This window comes from Ruegeria sp. R8_1 (assembly GCF_017743815.1).
Classification (GTDB): domain Bacteria; phylum Pseudomonadota; class Alphaproteobacteria; order Rhodobacterales; family Rhodobacteraceae; genus Ruegeria; species Ruegeria lacuscaerulensis_A.
In genome coordinates this window covers 500721-515851 of record NZ_JAGHRL010000002.1, presented here as the reverse complement: position 1 = coordinate 515851, position 15131 = coordinate 500721, and the positions used below count along the sequence as shown (strand labels likewise).

Below are 15131 nucleotides of genomic sequence, written 5' to 3'. Positions count from 1 at the left end.
CCCCCAAATCAGCACCATAGCGCAATATTGCGCCTTTTGGTGATTTTTTCAAGCGGGTTGAATCGAGATTACCCAACAATGGTTTACGGTTGTGCGATCGCAATAGACATAAACGCATACACGCATTGCAATATTATGTAATTCCTGCGCTGCCTTAGGTTGTCTCGCCCGGTAATGAATTGACAACGGTCGGACAAACCGAATCTATGCCGCAAACACGGAGCAAGATGATGCAGGCTTTTAGAATCGAAACCACCGGGGCCGAACCCCTGCTGTGCAATCTGGACATACCCGAGCCCGGTCCAGGACAGATTCGCGTTGCCATCAAAGCCTGTGGTCTGAATTTTGCCGATCTGTTGATGCAAAAGGGTACGTATCAGGACACGCCTCCGGCCCCATTCACCCAGGGCATGGAAATCGCTGGGATTGTCGACTGCTGCGGGCCCGACGTCACGCACCTTAGTCCGGGCGATCGCATCGCCATCTATTCAGGCCAAGGTGGGCTAGCCGAGTATGGTGTATTCGAGGCCGCGCGGGCGATCCCGATGCCAGACAGCATGAGCTTTGAAGACGCCGCCGCGATCCAGATTGCCTACGGAACAGGACATATGGCTTTGGATCACAGAGCGCAGCTGCAACCGGGCGAAACACTTTTGGTCACCGGCGCCGCCGGAGGCGTTGGCTTAACTGCGGTTGAAATCGGCAAACTTATGGGGGCTACAGTCATCGCGCAGGCACGTGGCTCTGAAAAGCTGGAGGTGGCCCGAAAGGCGGGAGCTGATCAATTGATTGATAGCTCTGAGGACCTTCGTATGCGGGTCAAGGAGCTGGGCGGTGCTGATGTCGTCTACGATGCAATCGGCGGCGATGTGTTCAAAGCCGCATTTCGCGCCACAAACCCCGAAGGAAGATTAGTGCCAATCGGCTTTGCCGGCGGCGAAGTCCCGCAAATCCCAGCGAATCATCTGTTGGTCAAAAACCTGACCGTTATAGGTTTTTACATCGGCGGGTATCTGAACTTCCGCCCGGAAATCGTGCGGAAGAGCTTTCAAACCCTGTTCAAGTGGCATACCGAAGGGCGCATAAAACCTCATATCAGTCATACGTTTCCGCTGACCGAAGCAGCCAGAGGTTTGCAGATGCTACGGGATCGGACCGCGACCGGAAAGGTCGTGATCACTATCTGATCCCCCTACCCCGCGACCGCCTTCAAGGGCGTGCCGACCAACATGCGGAAATTTTGACGGACCAAAGCAGCCAGGGCCTCGACCACATCACCTCGGCCCGCCTCTCCACCGTATAGGTTGATCATCTGCACAGGCAGATCGGGCAAAGCACCGCCGGAGTCGATAAGCTCGAGATGTGCGGCCTCGGTCCCTTCCAGCATCGCGCTTACAGCCAAATCGGCACTGACCGTTGCCTCGATTGTACGATCATCTTCGGCGTCGACGGTCAGTTCCCAGGGAATGTCCTGTGCATCAAGGGCGCTGATCACCTTGGGTCGGAAAAGGCACCGGCGCCCTTCGGCCAAGGGCAATGGACGCTTACGCCAAGCAGACCCATTCGGCGCACCGACCCAGCGCAAAGGCAATTCTGCGATCGATTCAGCACCATCGGCCGCCCCGCCCTCGGTTGTCAGGATCAAATCACATTCGCCTTTCTTGAACATATCCTTGAGCTGCAACGAGAAAGACGACACCAGTTGGATGCGCACCCGAGGGAAATCTGAATTGAACTGCTTCAAAACACGCGGAATGGCCGGGTATACAATGTCATGCGGTACACCAAGCACGACTTCTCCCTCATAGGCCTGGTCCGTCAGCTTCGAGATCACCTCATCATTCAAAGCGACCATTCGCCGTGCGTACGCCAACAGTTGCTCGCCCGAGGGTGTCAGCGCGATGGTCCGACCGCTGCGGTCCAACAGATCCAGACCCAAAAGCTCTTCCAAACGCTTCAGCTGCATTGAGACGGCAGATTGCGTCAGATGCAGGAACCCGGCAGCGCGGGTCACTCCGCCTTGGTCGGCTACGGCCACGAAGGATCGCAGCGTCGTAATATCGAGATTTCGCATCTTCACGATTCCTTATGGATCAGATCAAAAACATTCATTTTTAAAATGTGTCATACCCCGCCATATAAATCAAGGAAGTTGATGAGACGGGCGATATTCATCGCAAATAGAGGAAAGGACATAAATTATGACCCAAGTTGCACTCCACCACCCCTGTCCGCCGCGCCGCCGGTTTGGCTTGAAAACGTTGCTGGACGCCGTGTCTTTGTATCGCCAGCGCTGCACACTGGCTCGGCTGGATGCCCGCGCGTTGGAAGACATCGGAATCACCCGCGAACAGGCAGAAGCAGAGGCCTCGCGCAAAATCTGGGATGCGCCGGAATTCTGGCAAAGATGATTTTTAAATTGATCTTTTTTCCTGGAATGGCGATCCGCATCAGCAGGTCGCCATTTTTGTTGTCAGTTTTAACCGGAATCCTGCGCTAAACCCTTGAAAGCTTGCCCGCAGTTGCCGATATTTGCGGGGAACGCCGCCCTCTCGCGGGCGCGCTTAGAATTAACGAAGGGAGACCCTTTTATGGCACAATTTGACACGATCCGGACAGCGGCCGGCGCGCGCGCTGCCCAGATTGACGAGGGCCTGCGCGCCCACATGAACAAAGTCTACGGCACCATGTCCGTCGGCATGCTGATAACATTTGCGGCGGCTTGGGCAATTGCCGGCCTGGCAACAACAACCGACCCATCGGCGGCAGCGGCGCAACTGAGCGCTGACAAATACCTGACATCGCTAGGTGCCGCCCTGTTTTCATCGCCGCTGAGATGGGTGATCATGTTCGCGCCGCTGGCCTTTGTTTTTGGCTTTAGCGCTGGGATCAACCGTATGTCGGCAGCAGCTGCGCAGACGGTATTCTATCTGTTCGCAGCCGTTATGGGCGTTTCGATCAGCTGGATCTTCTTGGTCTTTACCGGCGAGTCGATCATTCAGGTCTTCCTTATCACTGCCATCGCCTTTGCGGGGCTGTCGCTGTATGGCTACACGACCAAGAAAGATCTGTCGGCGATGGGCACGTTCCTGATCATGGGCGTGATTGGTCTGATCGTAGCATCGATCGTGAACATCTTCATTGCATCCTCGGCCATCGCCTTTGCAATCTCGGTCATCGGTGTGCTGATCTTCGCTGGGCTGACCGCATACGACACGCAGAACATCAAGACCACTTACCTGCAAATGGCCCATTCGGGTGATCAGGAATGGTTGGGTAAAGCGGCGATCATGGGCGCACTGAGCCTGTATCTCGACTTTATCAACATGTTTATGTTCCTCCTGCAGTTGTTCGGCAGCCGCGAGTAACGCGGTCTTCAGACCACGCAATTCAGGGCGAGCCAATGGCTCGCCCTTTTTTTTCGCAAGCTATTTAGTACACCAAAAAAGGCCCCCACCATCCAGTGAGGGCCTTTCGTCATAGACGGCTTAAAGAAAAGATCAGCTGCAGTTCAGAGGAACAGCAAAGCCCGAGCTGCGCTGCGACGACCCTTTACGAAACACATTGCCCGCAGGCAAACAACCAGTGAACTGTTCGGCGTTACGACCGAAGGCTGCGCCGATTTCGTTGTCGATACGGGTCGAGTTATTCGCGGTACGCAACACACCATACAGCGTTCCGTTTACGCTGACTGTGCTAAGGAACAGGTTTGTGTCTGAACCGGTCAGCACGACCGAATTGGTGTCACTGCGACCACCATTATCGATTGCGATCCGAGCGATTTTCTGGGGGTCGGTTTCGCTTGTCGTCACTGGCACCGCCGGCAAGACGGCGAGTTCTGCGGGTACGTTCGTTGCCTCAGGCAGGAAGGCGACCGCACCCGGAACATCCGCAATTGTCCGGGGCTCACCATCAATGCCGGTAAAGCCGACACCTGAGCGGTTGTAAGGGTCTTCACAGGCCGCAAGGGCCAGAACGGTAGCTGTGGATAACAAGATTTTTTTCATGACGGCCAACATTTTGGAACGATTAGCTGAAGCGTATGAGAAAGGCGTTCCAAAAAGCAACCCGCAGCCGTAGCGAATAGCTTTGGGGCTGATGCGCCGTTGCAACGGCACAGATGCAGCACAAGGTCGTCCGAGATCCAGCATCCAACCAACTTCAAACGAAAAAAGGCCCCGTAAACACGAGGCCTTCTAAACAGTCCAAGAGGGACCGCAGATTACTTAATCTTGCCTTCCTTGTACTCGACATGTTTCCGAGCGACCGGATCGTATTTACGAATGGTCATTTTCTCGGTCATGGTACGCGCGTTTTTCTTGGTCACGTAGAAGTGGCCCGTGCCCGCGGTCGAGTTCAGACGGATCTTGATTGTCGTCGGCTTCGCCATGGTTGTCTCCTGCGTCCGAAAAGGCAGGGGCCTTTCGGTTGAATTCCTATGAGCGTGCGCTTTTACCCGGTCGCACAGCCGAGTCAACCTGAATCGGTGTCTTTTCCGCACAATTCCATCCGACGCGCGACAGCCGAACTGTGTCGATTTGGTGGGATCACGGTTCCGTGATACAGTTCTGCGGTCGGAGCAGGCCAAAAGGCTGCATTCCGGCGGGATGCACGAGGCATCGGATCACAGGCAAAACCCTGGGGCAGCGCGGTTTTATCATGCCGTACACTTGGGGGGCTATTATGACGGAATGGGAACTTCAGGCCGAGGAATTGGCCAATTGCAACTGCAACTTCGGTTGCCCGTGCCAATTCAGCGTTTTGCCGACGCATGGCAACTGCGAAGCGGTTGTTGTCTATGATATCCAAAGCGGCCACTACGGCGACACCGATCTTGCCGGAATCCGCGCAGCAGGCGTCTACTATTGGCCGGGCCCGATTCACGAAGGCAACGGCCAGATGCAATTGGTGATCGACGTCTCGGCCTCGGACGATCAGCGGGCGGCGATGCAAGCTATCATGACTGGTCAGGACACGGATGAAATGGCGACATTCTGGTTCGTCTACAGCGCCATGGCACCAACCAAACACGAAACACTCTTTGTACCGATCGAGTTGAGCTGGTCCCGCGAAGACCGCACGGGCCACGCAAAGGTTCATGGTGTCTTCGATCTTGAGGTCAATCCGATTCCACATATCGTATCGGGTCTGCCCCATCGGGCATCCATACAATTACCGAATGGGTTTGAATATCGTCAGGCCGAGGCCGCCTCGGGGAAAGCACGGACAACGGGTGGCGAGATCAGCCTGAGCTTTGACGCCACCCATGCGCATTTGGCGCATCTCAACATATCAGGCCACGGCGTTCTTGGCGCGTGAACAGGTGCGATCATGACGTCCAAGAACAAAGCGGCTTTGGCCGGAGCCATTGATCGTGTATTACGCCATGACCGACTAGTCGTGTTGCTGAGTGTCCTCGCAGTCGTCCTTGGCGCTGCGTGGTACACAACAGTTGGCATCGGTATGAACATGTCCGCAGTGGACATGACCCGCATGGCCGGACCGATCGGAGAGCCAATGACAATGGCAGGTCAAACGACGTGGTCCCTGCCTTACGCCATCCTTATTTTTCTGATGTGGTGGGTGATGATGATCGCCATGATGACACCCAGCGCTGCTCCTACCGTTTTGCTTTATAGCGCGATCAAACGCATGGGGCCTGAAGAGGCCCGGTCCGCTGTCCTAAGCATGGTGTTTCTGGGCGGGTATCTGGTGACTTGGGCGGTCTTCAGCGCATTGGCAACAGGAGCGCAATGGGGGTTGGAACAGGTCGGGTTATCCGACGGGCCGATGATGACGATCCGATCCCGAACCTTTGCCGGGATTGTTCTGTTGGCGGCCGGTCTCTATCAACTGTCCAGCCTGAAAACTGCATGCCTGCGTCATTGCCGCAACCCTGCGCATTTTTTGGCCGACCACAGCAGACCGGGTGCAGTTGGCGCCTTTCGGACCGGCGTACTGCATGGGGCGTATTGCCTTGGGTGCTGCTGGGCGCTGATGCTGCTGCTGTTTGTTGGCGGCGTTATGAACCTTTATTGGATTGTCGGGATCGCCGTGTATGTCGCGCTGGAAAAACTTATCCCGCATGCAAGATGGCTGGTTCCCCTGACCGGCATTGCCTTGATCGTATTCGGTGGTTGGTTGATCGCAGGGCTTTCGATTCCGGTGACGTGATCAAGATACTCGGCTTTCGGGGCCGGCCAACTTAAGGGTCCCCTTCATTTTTTCAGGAGGTAGAAATGCCAATTTTCATTACATACGCCACTTATTCGCAGGACGGTGTCCGAGGGATGCTCAAGAAGCCGGCGGACCGGACAGGACCGGTGAAAGCTCTTTTAAAGAAAGTCGGAGGCAAGTTATTGGCTTTTTATGTGACAACTGGCGAAAACGACGTGGTTGTTGTCAGCGAGGCACCTGACGGAACTGATGCGGTCGCCGTCGGCATGGCCGTCGCAGCCTCGGGCGCGGTTTCCAAGGTCGAGACTGTTCGCGCATGGAAGGCCAAAGATTTTGTCGCGATTCAGAAAAAAGCCGCCAAACTTGCCGGAGCCTATTCACCCCCGGGCAAGTGAGCAGGGAATATGCGCGGAGGGCCTGTAAGCCGGATCTTGTTCCGGGGTTACCCCCTTCGATGACCATTCCTCTAGGCCGTGCATTGCTGCGCGGCTCAAGCTGCCAACCCGGTCCCTCTGGGCCAAGACAGGCTTAGCGGCGGTATCGGCGGGCGCCGACCGGCCCGCGCGGGGACCCTATTTGGCATTGCTCCCGGTGGGGCTTGCCGTGCCGCCGCTGTTGCCAGCAGCGCGGTGGGCTCTTACCCCACCGTTTCACCCTTACCTGTGACCGAAGTCGCAGGCGGTCTGATTTCTGTGGCGCTTTCCGTCGGGTTGCCCCGCCCGGGCGTTACCCGGCACCGTTGTCTTGTGGAGTCCGGACTTTCCTCTCGGGTCTTGCGACCCCAGCGGCCATCCGGCCCTCCGCGCGTTGGCTGGGTAGGCTTTGGGCCAAGCGGCGTCAAGAGTGGATTGGTTGGTAGAAGCGGCCAGCCCCTTCTTGGCCTGCGGCCAATTCAACCCCGAGGTATTTTGGGCCAGATGAAGGACGGATCAGGTTCTAGGGGATAAGCGCGGCGAAATCGGCAGGGTGCAAAGGGCCTGTTGCACTTGGACGGTGACGCAGGCGCACAGTTGCCAGCAGCGTCTCGTCGTCGGTTTGTGCAGTATAGCCTGCGGCGCGGGCAGCAGCGCGGAACGCCTCTTGTGTGAGGTTTTGCGGACAATCGCCTGCGCCCGATTGGGCGGCAAGGGCTTGGTGTTCCAGCCGAGACCAGGGAAAGCGCGGGCCGGGGTCGATTTTGCGGCCCGGAGCCATGTCAGAATGACCGATTATGCCTGATGGCGGGATATTCCAGCGCGACAGGATTGCGGGCATAAGGGTTTCGAGTGTCGCCAGTTGCGGCTCGGAAAAGGGGTGGTCGCCGCGATTGTCCAGCTCGATCCCGATCGAGCGCGAGTTGATATCAGTCTGGCCGTGCCACTCGCCTGCCCCGGCGTGCCACGCACGGTCTTCTTCGCGCACCATCTGCCAGAGCGTGCCACCACAACCGATCAGGTAGTGAGCGGACACCTCGTATTCCGGGTCGCAGAGACGCTCCAGCGCCGCCTGAGCGCTGTTCATTGCAGTATAGTGCAAAACGACCAGCGACGGTCCCAACCCGTCCCTGCGTGAGCCGAAATTGGGGGAAGGGTGCCAGATCGGTGTCAGGTCAGTTGTTGACGGCACTGCGAAACGGGCTGGGGTTCCAGCCGCAGGCATACCCGTCCCCGTCTGGATCCAACCCCTTACGGTCGCGCTGCGGGCCACCATTGGACAGGAACTCGATCTGTGCTTGATCCGCCGACGGGAATTTTGCGCAATTCCTTTGCGCCTTGGCCTGTAGGTTGAACCCTGCCCGGCTATAGAGCTGCGTACCAACCGGATTTGAAGTGCTCAACGCGTATTGCACAATGTTGGGCTGTCCATCGGTGCCCCGCTGAGGGATCGCCGTTGGGGCAACCACCTCATAGGTTTGACGATTCTTTTCGATCCGTGCCGCATCTGACTCGATGGAACGGCGGTCGGATACAGCCCCGAAATCCTGCTCATCCGAGATGGCGTTGTTGCTCGGAAGCTCTGTCGCAACCGGAGCGGTCAAAGGTGCACCAGAGGCAGATGTACTAGCCAATGCCGCCGCAGTAGCAGAGGCCAGGTCTGCGTTGTCTCCCGATGGGGGCAGTGCTGTACCCGGCGCGCCAAGCGCCTGCTCTGACACGTCTACTGGGCCGACCAGAGGGTTGCCCGTGTAGCCTTGGCCAGCCAATTGAGCCTCACGCTGCGCCTGATAAGACGGTGTATTGAAGTCGGTCCCCTGGATCGGGGCCACCGTGTTGCAGGCGGCCACAAACCCGATTGCGGGGATCAGAAACGTAAATCGCATCCGGCTGCTCCGTGTTGTCTTGCCTGCGCCCAGACCTACCACCATTTGCCCGGCTTGGCCACAAACCCGGCGGCGTTTTCCAGCGCGTAGGCCGTGTTGAGCAGATCACCCTCTTCCCAAGGACGTCCGATCAACTGCAGACCCAACGGCAGACCCTGTGCGTCCAGACCTGCCGGGACAGAGACACCGGGCAAGCCCGCAAGGTTCACGGTGACGGTGAAGACGTCGTTCAGATACATCTGCACCGGATCAGCCTCGGTCATCTCGCCCAGACCAAACGAGGCCGACGGGGTGGCAGGCGTCAGGATCGCGTCGACGCCTGCGGCAAAGACGTCTTCGAAGTCTTTCTTGATCAGGGTGCGGACGCGGCGGGCGCGGTTGTAGTAGGCGTCGTAGAAACCTGCCGACAGCACATAGGTGCCGACCATTACGCGGCGCTGCACCTCGTGGCCGAAGCCCTCGGCGCGAGTTTTCTCGTACATCTCGGTGATGCCGTCGCCCTGCGCCAGCGTGGCGCGGCGGCCATAGCGGACGCCGTCATAGCGCGCCAGATTCGAGGACGCCTCGGCCGGGGCAATCACGTAATAGGCTGGCAGCGCGTATTTGGTGTGCGGCAGCGAGATATCGACGATCTCGGCCCCAGCAGCTTTGAGCATCTCAGCGCCATCTGCCCAGAGCTTTTCGATCTCGGCGGGCATGCCATCCATGCGGTATTCTTTCGGAATACCGATTTTCTTGCCCTTGATGTCGCCGGTCAACATCGCCTCAAAGTTCGGCACAGCCAATTCCGCGCTGGTGGAATCCTTGGGGTCATGGCCACACATGGTTTCCAGCATGATCGCCGCATCGCGCACGTTCTTGGTCATCGGTCCGGCCTGATCCAGCGAGGACGCAAAGGCCACAATGCCCCAGCGAGAGCAACGGCCATAGGTCGGCTTGATGCCGGTGATGCCGGTAAATGCGGCAGGCTGACGGATCGAACCGCCAGTGTCGGTGCCGGTTGCCGCCAGACACAGGTCGGCGGCCACGGCCGAAGCCGAACCACCCGACGACCCGCCCGGTGTCAGTTGCGCATCATCATTGCCGCGACGCCACGGGCTGACCGCATTGCCGTATACGGATGTTTCGTTGGACGAGCCCATGGCGAATTCGTCCATGTTCAGCTTGCCCAGCATCACGGCACCGGCATCGGCCAGTTGCTGAGACACAGTGGATTCGTATTCGGGCTTGAAGCCTTCCAGAATCTTTGAGGCCGCCTGAGAAGGCACGCCTTTGGTGCAGAACAGATCCTTGATGCCGATCGGCAGACCGCACATGGCAGGCGCATCGCCGCCTTTGATCCGCTCATCCGCTGCCTTGGCGCGCTCCAGCGCGATCTCGGGCGTCTTGTGGACAAAAGCGTTCAGCGCGTCGGCATCATCAATGGCCTTCAGGCAGGACTCGGTCAGTTCCACCGAGGTTACGTCACCCTTGCGCAGCGCGTCGCGAGCCTCGGCCAGGCCCAGTTTGTTCAGATCGCTCATTTCTTACTCCACCACTTTGGGGACTGCGAAAAAGCCCTCGCGCGCGTCGGGGGCGTTGGCCAGAACTTTGTCCTGCTGGTTTCCGTCGGTGACCACATCCTCGCGCCGTTTCAGGCGCATCGGCTCGACCGAGACCATCGGCTCGACACCTTCAACATCCACTTCGTTCAGTTGCTCGATGAACCCAAGGATGGTGTTGAATTCGGATGCCAGCGCGGGCAGCGCGTCATCCTCGACCTTGATCCGGGCCAGTTTGGCCACCTTGGCGGCGGTGCTTTGGTCAATCGACATCGGAAAACCTCATATGCGTTAGGTGGCGTTTACCTGTCTGCCGCCCCGGTCGCAAGAGCGGCAGGGGGCGGATTTACCCGCCTTTCGCCGCGGCGACCCAAGCTGACTGCAAATGAAGCATACCCGCCATGCAAAAAATAAACCGATTAGTTCACTTTGCCTCTTGAAAAACTGAACTGAACTGTTCATTTCATACTCACGGAAACGCACAATCGGAGTAAGACGATGAAAACGTTCATGACCGCCCTTTTATTGACCTCGACCCTTCTGGCAGCGCAGGCACAGGCATTCGGGCCGACCATGGGCAGCCTGACCCGCGACCTGACTTTCCCCGAAACGGTCTCGGAACCTGTCTCTCAAGATAAAACGAAGGTCGGTAAGTGATGTGACCCCCTTCGTCCGGGTCGGGTTCCCCTCTCCCCGACCCGGATTTTATGCAATCACCTGCTGCGCTTAATCTGACGACACGCTAGGATGGACACAAAGTCAGCCATTCGACGGAGCACAAGATGAACCCGCGCAAACAAGCAGTTCTGGACGCGATTGACGCGGCCAACGCACAAGACCCCAATCTGGAAGATGGCCAACCTGCCGCCCTGCTCTACGGTCAGCGCATGACCGCCGAGTTGGACCGGCTGTTTCCAAACGCCTCGGACCCACTGCAAATCGCGGCGCGCGGTCAACATGTGGAACGTTGGAAGCTTGCGCGCAGCGAATACCCCGAAGGGCGTGCGGGCTATCTGGCATGGCGCAAAGCGCAAGCGGTTCATCATGCCGAAGTCGTCGCCGGGCTAATGGAGCTCAGTGAATATGGCGCCGGCGACATCGAAGCGGCTGAGCGAATGCTGCGCAAACAGGGCATCAAGCGCGACGACGAGGTTCAGGCGCTGGAAGATGTGATCTGTTTCGTGTTTCTAAAGTGGTATTTTGCACCCTTCGCCGCAAAGCACTCTGCCGAGAAAATCCAAAGCATCGTCGAAAAGACCGCCCGCAAGATGTCTGACGAGGGTCGCGCGCGGGTATTGACGGAATTTGACCTACCCAAAGAGCTTGCCGCCGCTTTCGAAGACTAACGCAGACGTATCATGTGCCTGCGATAGACCTCTATCATCCAGCCCAGCATGGTCGCATTCAGGATGTGCCACATGAAATGTGTACCCAACGGCAGGTGGCCGCAGATCGGTTCATCCAGCGCCCGGAATGCAATTGAGGCGATCAGGATTATCGCGCCGGTGGCCAGCCCTTTGGCCGTATCTGGAGCGCGCGTGCGCAACAAGAAGGCGTAGATCAGGATTAGCAACGGGACCGGCGCATAGGCCGCCGACCCGCCGAGACCGGGCACGAGTTGGAACACAGGTATGGTCGCGGCTGCATAAGGGATAAACAACGCCGTAACGATGGCGGCAAAAAGCGGCCGCATCTGCCAGACATCACGGTTTATCGCGAAAATGTAGACCAGAATATACAGCAGGATAGGCGCGACATCCGCCAGCGCCGCCCAGACCTGTGCATGTGTGTGGAACAGATAGCTGCCCACGCCGATCGCAGCTAGAATCGCCACCAGGACTGCAGCCAGCGGCATCCCCTGCCCCCGAACGCGCATCCACATAATCAACGCGGCAACCAGAAAGGCCGCGTTCGTGACTGCATTTATCGGCTCGGCCCAATAGGCGGGCGACAACCGTTCGCAATACCCGTCAATTTCCTGAAACCAGTCCATGAATTTTTACATAGCCGATGCTAGGTTAAAGCCAACAGACTGATTGGGAGGTTTTTTCATGAATATCATCTGGCTGGGTCACGGCAGCTTTCGCATCGAGACCGAAGGGCAAGTGTTGCTGATCGACCCGTGGCTGACCGGAAACCCGGTTTTGCCCGAAGACCAGCACGACGCAGCCCTTGAGGGGGCAACCCACATCCTGTTGACGCACACGCATTTCGACCATGTCGCAGATGTGGTCTCACTGGCCAAGCACCTCAAGGTTCCAGTCGTCGGCCAATACGATCTGATGGGGTATTGGAGCGAATCCGAAGGGATCGAGACCGTGGGCTTCAACAAAGGTGGCACGGTAAACCTGAACGGCGTGATGGTGTCGATGGTTCCCGCATCGCACAGCTCGACCTTCTCTACGCCCGATGGTTTGCGCACCGGTGGCAGCGAAGCCGGGTTCATGATCGCGGGTGATGGGCACATGCTATATGTGTCTGGGGACACGGACATAATGGCCGACATGGACTGGATGGGCGACTACTACAAACCCGATATCGGGATCCTGTCGGCGGGCGGGCATTTCACCATGGATATGAAGGGGGCTGCATACGCTGCCAAGCGGTATTTCAATTTCAAAACCGTGATTCCCTGCCACTACAAAACATTCCCGATCCTGGAACAATCCGCGCAAACGCTGATCGACGGGCTTCCCGGCGTAGATGTGATCGAGCCCGTGGTGATGCAGCCGATCAAACTATAGCGCACGAATGAGCCAAGGCATCGTTCCTTCTCCCGAATTGATCTCCGTTGTCAGACGGTGGAACGATGCCGTACGCCTCAAGGACCGCGCGACCTTGGTCAACATGCTCTCGTCTTCTGAGCATCTGCGGTATCAGGGATCAGCGGAAAACGAGGAGTGGTCGGGGCAGGTTTTTCGTCGAGGGTTTGCCGATCACACGAAAGAAATCCCCGACTTTGAGTGGGATGAACACTCGCTGGAAGCGTTTGAATGCGGCAGCGCGGGCTGGGCGCATTGCACCGCGACATTGACCTTTGCCTCGAATGGAAAGTCTGCATTTCACCGGTTCACATTTGTTTTGCACCTTGAGGACGGCGTTTGGAAAGTCGTGCAGGCGCATGTGTCCAACCCCACCTCGAACATGGAAAAAATCGGGATCGAGCACACTGCGCTGAACGCTCTGATCGACGCAGCGCGTCACGAATTTCAACATGATCAGACCGAAGGCACCGCTTCGGTCATGTTTACTGACATCGCGAATTCGTCAGTGATCACCCGGCGATTGGGTGATCGCAGATGGGCAGAGGTTATTGCGGACCATTTGGCCCTGACCTCGCAGATGATCGAGGCGAATCGCGGCCGGATGATCAAATCGCTTGGAGACGGAACCATGTCGATTTTCGCCTCTCCTCAAAACGCGTTAAGGGCGGCGATCGAAATCCAGAGCCGAAACGCTGCAGCAGCTTCCGACGCCCCATTTGGGCTGCGAATCGGCATTCACACCGGAGATGTCATCCAGCGGAACGAGGATTTTTTCGGATCGGTCGTCAACAAGGCAGCCCGCGTCACCGATATCAGCGGGCCAAACGAAATTCACGTCACCGACGTAACGCGCCTTTTGGTCGGGGCAGAGGATAACTTAGTATTCAGACCACCTGCGTCAGTTTCGCTGAAAGGATTCGGCGGGCCGCAAGTTGTCTATCAACTGGATTGGTCTGCGAATTGAAGCAAAGACCAAGTTACTTTTGCTCTCTTTTTTCAGCAAAAAACCGGCGCAACAGATCTTCACACTCGGCCGCGGCAATACCATCGAATACTTCGGGCTTGTGATGCGCTTGTGGATGCGAAAACACCCGCGCGCCATGCGCCACGCCGCCCGATTTGGGATCGCCTGCACCATAATACACCCGACGTATACGCGCAGCAGACAAGGCCGCAGCACACATAGCGCAGGGCTCCAGCGTGACGTACAAGTCATGCTCGGGCAGACGTTCGGACCCAGCCTCGGCGCAGGCTGCGCGCAAAGCGAGTATCTCGGCATGTGCAGTCGGGTCATTCAGTTCTCGTGTTCGGTTTCCCGCTGCTGCGACCACCCGGCCACCCTGCACAATGACGGCACCCACGGGAACCTCGCCGCGTTCGGCCGCTGCGCGCGCCTGATCTATCGCGATATTCATGTAAGACCTGAATGCCATGCCCCTGACTGCATCAGAAACCTGTCTTTCGCAAGGCGGCGGGATGCGCTATGGGCTGCGGATGACACAAACCCCTCCTCCCGGCGACCGGATCGCCAAAGTGCTTGCCCGCGCGGGCGTCGCCTCGCGCCGCGAAGCCGAACGTATGATCGAAGCCGGTCGTGTGACCGTCAATGGCAAAGCTATCACCAGCCCAGCCCTGAACGTCACCGGCAAAGACAGGATCACCGTTGACGGCAAGCCGGTGTCCGAACCGGAACCGTCGCGCTTGTGGCTGTATCACAAGCCCCCTGGTCTGGTGACAACGACGCGGGACGAAAAGGGCCGCGCGACGATCTTCGACAACCTGCCCGAGGACATGCCCCGCGTCATGAGCGTCGGGCGGCTGGACCTAAATTCCGAAGGGTTGCTGTTGCTGACCAATGACGGCGGCATCAAGCGCAAGCTGGAGCTGCCCTCGACCGGATGGCTGCGCAAATACCGCGTGCGGGTGAATGGTCGCCCCAAGGACGAGGATTTTGCCCCCTTGCGCAAAGGGTTGGTCATTGAAGGCGAGCGGTTTTTACCCATGGACGTCTCGCTGGACCGTCAGCAGGGCGCGAACGCATGGCTGACCATCGGCTTGCGCGAAGGCAAGAACCGCGAAATTCGCCGCGCGATGGAGGATATCGGTTACGCCGTGAATCGCCTGCTGCGCGTATCCTATGGACCGTTTCAACTGGGCAGCCTGAAGCCCGGCGAGGTCGAAGAAATTCGCCGCCGCGTGATGCGCGACCAATTGGGTTTGGACGCGGCCCCGGAAGCGCAAGCCAAACCCAAGGCTCGACCGCAAAGAAAACGGGCACCGATCGGCAAGAAATCTCGCAAGTGACGCGGGTTAGGCAACCTTCCCCCTAGCGTACACGCCCCTCATGCC

General features: G+C 57.9%; 20 protein-coding genes and 1 other RNA gene. 11 read left to right on the top strand and 10 right to left on the bottom strand.

The genetic code is table 11. The features are described 5' to 3' along the window. Window positions 1–230 precede the first annotated feature (230 nt). Window positions 231–1187, top strand: a complete 957-nt coding sequence (locus J7380_RS06635) for an NADPH:quinone oxidoreductase family protein (protein ID WP_209195020.1) — start codon at window positions 231–233, stop codon at window positions 1185–1187. Window positions 1188–1192: 5 nt separating this feature from the next. On the opposite strand, the gene J7380_RS06630 is transcribed toward J7380_RS06635, so the two are convergent. Beyond that, a complete protein-coding gene (locus J7380_RS06630) occupies window positions 1193–2074 on the bottom strand; it encodes a LysR family transcriptional regulator (protein WP_209195019.1) in 882 nt (293 codons plus the stop codon). 127 nt (window positions 2075–2201) lie between these two features. Between J7380_RS06630 and J7380_RS06625 the strand changes: the two genes are divergently transcribed. After that, the gene (locus tag J7380_RS06625) at window positions 2202–2411 is read left to right on the top strand and encodes a DUF1127 domain-containing protein (protein ID WP_209195018.1); all 210 of its coding nucleotides are present in this window, start codon (window positions 2202–2204) and stop codon (window positions 2409–2411) included. A gap of 180 nt (window positions 2412–2591) precedes the next feature. Then, window positions 2592–3368 carry a Bax inhibitor-1/YccA family protein gene (locus J7380_RS06620; RefSeq protein ID WP_209195017.1) on the top strand — a complete coding sequence of 259 codons (777 nt, stop codon included), beginning with the start codon at window positions 2592–2594 and terminating at the stop codon, window positions 3366–3368. Between the two features lie 132 nt (window positions 3369–3500). Here J7380_RS06620 and J7380_RS06615 read toward each other — a convergent pair whose 3' ends face one another. Together J7380_RS06615 and rpmG are read right to left on the bottom strand one after the other, a co-directional pair. Then, window positions 3501–4007 carry a hypothetical protein gene (locus tag J7380_RS06615; RefSeq protein ID WP_170753213.1) on the bottom strand — a complete coding sequence of 169 codons (507 nt, stop codon included), beginning with the start codon at window positions 4005–4007 and terminating at the stop codon, window positions 3501–3503. Between the two features lie 215 nt (window positions 4008–4222). Further along, a complete protein-coding gene (gene rpmG / locus J7380_RS06610; RefSeq protein ID WP_010441901.1) occupies window positions 4223–4390 on the bottom strand; it encodes a 50S ribosomal protein L33 in 168 nt (55 codons plus the stop codon). A 293-nt stretch (window positions 4391–4683) separates the two neighbouring features. Between rpmG and J7380_RS06605 the strand changes: the two genes are divergently transcribed. The 3 genes from J7380_RS06605 (at window position 4684) to J7380_RS06595 (ending at window position 6572) form a co-directional block, all read left to right on the top strand. Next, a complete protein-coding gene (locus J7380_RS06605) occupies window positions 4684–5319 on the top strand; it encodes a DUF1326 domain-containing protein (protein ID WP_209195016.1) in 636 nt (211 codons plus the stop codon). Window positions 5320–5331: 12 nt separating this feature from the next. Then, window positions 5332–6174: a DUF2182 domain-containing protein gene (locus J7380_RS06600; protein WP_209195015.1), complete on the top strand. Its 843-nt coding sequence runs from the start codon at window positions 5332–5334 to the stop codon at window positions 6172–6174. Window positions 6175–6239: 65 nt separating this feature from the next. Continuing rightward, entirely contained in the window at window positions 6240–6572 is a 333-nt protein-coding gene (locus J7380_RS06595; RefSeq protein WP_209195014.1) for a GYD domain-containing protein, read from the top strand. 9 nt (window positions 6573–6581) lie between these two features. On the opposite strand, the gene rnpB is transcribed toward J7380_RS06595, so the two are convergent. The 5 genes from rnpB to gatC form a co-directional block, all read right to left on the bottom strand. Continuing rightward, an RNA gene (rnpB, locus tag J7380_RS06590) (RNase P RNA component class A) lies at window positions 6582–6981 on the bottom strand. A gap of 132 nt (window positions 6982–7113) precedes the next feature. Beyond that, on the bottom strand, window positions 7114–7782 hold the full coding sequence (locus tag J7380_RS06585) for an N-acetylmuramoyl-L-alanine amidase (RefSeq protein ID WP_348539081.1): 669 nt from the start codon (window positions 7780–7782) through the stop codon (window positions 7114–7116). After that, window positions 7766–8476, bottom strand: a complete 711-nt coding sequence (locus J7380_RS06580) for a hypothetical protein (RefSeq protein WP_209195012.1) — start codon at window positions 8474–8476, stop codon at window positions 7766–7768. The genes J7380_RS06585 and J7380_RS06580 overlap by 17 nt, the downstream gene beginning before the upstream one ends. 35 nt (window positions 8477–8511) lie before the next feature. Beyond that, entirely contained in the window at window positions 8512–9999 is a 1488-nt protein-coding gene (gene gatA, locus J7380_RS06575) for an Asp-tRNA(Asn)/Glu-tRNA(Gln) amidotransferase subunit GatA (protein ID WP_209195011.1), read from the bottom strand. Between the two features lie 3 nt (window positions 10000–10002). Further along, window positions 10003–10290: an Asp-tRNA(Asn)/Glu-tRNA(Gln) amidotransferase subunit GatC gene (gene gatC, locus J7380_RS06570; RefSeq protein WP_170325838.1), complete on the bottom strand. Its 288-nt coding sequence runs from the start codon at window positions 10288–10290 to the stop codon at window positions 10003–10005. A gap of 225 nt (window positions 10291–10515) precedes the next feature. On the opposite strand from gatC, the gene J7380_RS06565 reads away from it, so the two are divergent. Next, window positions 10516–10674, top strand: a complete 159-nt coding sequence (locus J7380_RS06565; RefSeq protein WP_209195010.1) for a hypothetical protein — start codon at window positions 10516–10518, stop codon at window positions 10672–10674. A gap of 125 nt (window positions 10675–10799) precedes the next feature. Beyond that, window positions 10800–11363 (top strand): DUF4202 domain-containing protein, encoded by a 564-nt coding sequence (locus J7380_RS06560; RefSeq protein ID WP_209195009.1) that lies wholly within the window; start codon window positions 10800–10802, stop codon window positions 11361–11363. Here J7380_RS06560 and J7380_RS06555 read toward each other — a convergent pair. After that, window positions 11360–12010 (bottom strand): ceramidase domain-containing protein, encoded by a 651-nt coding sequence (locus J7380_RS06555; protein ID WP_209195008.1) that lies wholly within the window; start codon window positions 12008–12010, stop codon window positions 11360–11362. The two genes, J7380_RS06560 and J7380_RS06555, sit on opposite strands and share 4 nt — an antisense overlap. Before the next feature lie 58 nt (window positions 12011–12068). Between J7380_RS06555 and J7380_RS06550 the strand changes: the two genes are divergently transcribed. Further along, window positions 12069–12761, top strand: coding sequence for a metal-dependent hydrolase (locus tag J7380_RS06550; protein ID WP_209195007.1), 693 nt, complete (start codon window positions 12069–12071; stop codon window positions 12759–12761). A 7-nt stretch (window positions 12762–12768) separates the two neighbouring features. Then, a complete protein-coding gene (locus J7380_RS06545; protein ID WP_209195006.1) occupies window positions 12769–13746 on the top strand; it encodes an adenylate/guanylate cyclase domain-containing protein in 978 nt (325 codons plus the stop codon). 13 nt (window positions 13747–13759) lie between these two features. Here the strand turns inward: J7380_RS06545 and J7380_RS06540 are convergent, their stop codons facing one another. Further along, window positions 13760–14215, bottom strand: a complete 456-nt coding sequence (locus J7380_RS06540) for a nucleoside deaminase (protein WP_209195005.1) — start codon at window positions 14213–14215, stop codon at window positions 13760–13762. Between J7380_RS06540 and J7380_RS06535 the strand changes: the two genes are divergently transcribed. Continuing rightward, window positions 14214–15086 (top strand): pseudouridine synthase, encoded by an 873-nt coding sequence (locus tag J7380_RS06535; protein ID WP_209195004.1) that lies wholly within the window; start codon window positions 14214–14216, stop codon window positions 15084–15086. The two genes, J7380_RS06540 and J7380_RS06535, sit on opposite strands and share 2 nt — an antisense overlap. Window positions 15087–15131 lie beyond the last annotated feature (45 nt).

Bases quoted from the DNA above. Each gene is read 5' to 3' on its own strand.
- J7380_RS06580 (WP_209195012.1), bottom strand. From the start codon at position 8,476: ATGCGATTTACGTTTCTGATCCCCGCAATCGGGTTTGTGGCCGCCTGC.
- J7380_RS06550 (WP_209195007.1), top strand. From the start codon at position 12,069: ATGAATATCATCTGGCTGGGTCACGGCAGCTTTCGCATCGAGACCGAA.
- J7380_RS06600 (WP_209195015.1), top strand. From the start codon at position 5,332: ATGACGTCCAAGAACAAAGCGGCTTTGGCCGGAGCCATTGATCGTGTA.
- J7380_RS06615 (WP_170753213.1), bottom strand. From the start codon at position 4,007: ATGAAAAAAATCTTGTTATCCACAGCTACCGTTCTGGCCCTTGCGGCC.
- rpmG (WP_010441901.1), bottom strand. From the start codon at position 4,390: ATGGCGAAGCCGACGACAATCAAGATCCGTCTGAACTCGACCGCGGGC.
- J7380_RS06540 (WP_209195005.1), bottom strand. From the start codon at position 14,215: ATGGCATTCAGGTCTTACATGAATATCGCGATAGATCAGGCGCGCGCA.
- J7380_RS06625 (WP_209195018.1), top strand. From the start codon at position 2,202: ATGACCCAAGTTGCACTCCACCACCCCTGTCCGCCGCGCCGCCGGTTT.
- gatA (WP_209195011.1), bottom strand. From the start codon at position 9,999: ATGAGCGATCTGAACAAACTGGGCCTGGCCGAGGCTCGCGACGCGCTG.
- J7380_RS06535 (WP_209195004.1), top strand. From the start codon at position 14,214: ATGCCCCTGACTGCATCAGAAACCTGTCTTTCGCAAGGCGGCGGGATG.
- J7380_RS06545 (WP_209195006.1), top strand. From the start codon at position 12,769: ATGAGCCAAGGCATCGTTCCTTCTCCCGAATTGATCTCCGTTGTCAGA.
- J7380_RS06620 (WP_209195017.1), top strand. From the start codon at position 2,592: ATGGCACAATTTGACACGATCCGGACAGCGGCCGGCGCGCGCGCTGCC.
- J7380_RS06605 (WP_209195016.1), top strand. From the start codon at position 4,684: ATGACGGAATGGGAACTTCAGGCCGAGGAATTGGCCAATTGCAACTGC.
- J7380_RS06635 (WP_209195020.1), top strand. From the start codon at position 231: ATGCAGGCTTTTAGAATCGAAACCACCGGGGCCGAACCCCTGCTGTGC.
- J7380_RS06555 (WP_209195008.1), bottom strand. From the start codon at position 12,010: ATGGACTGGTTTCAGGAAATTGACGGGTATTGCGAACGGTTGTCGCCC.
- gatC (WP_170325838.1), bottom strand. From the start codon at position 10,290: ATGTCGATTGACCAAAGCACCGCCGCCAAGGTGGCCAAACTGGCCCGG.
- J7380_RS06565 (WP_209195010.1), top strand. From the start codon at position 10,516: ATGAAAACGTTCATGACCGCCCTTTTATTGACCTCGACCCTTCTGGCA.
- J7380_RS06595 (WP_209195014.1), top strand. From the start codon at position 6,240: ATGCCAATTTTCATTACATACGCCACTTATTCGCAGGACGGTGTCCGA.
- J7380_RS06630 (WP_209195019.1), bottom strand. From the start codon at position 2,074: ATGCGAAATCTCGATATTACGACGCTGCGATCCTTCGTGGCCGTAGCC.
- J7380_RS06560 (WP_209195009.1), top strand. From the start codon at position 10,800: ATGAACCCGCGCAAACAAGCAGTTCTGGACGCGATTGACGCGGCCAAC.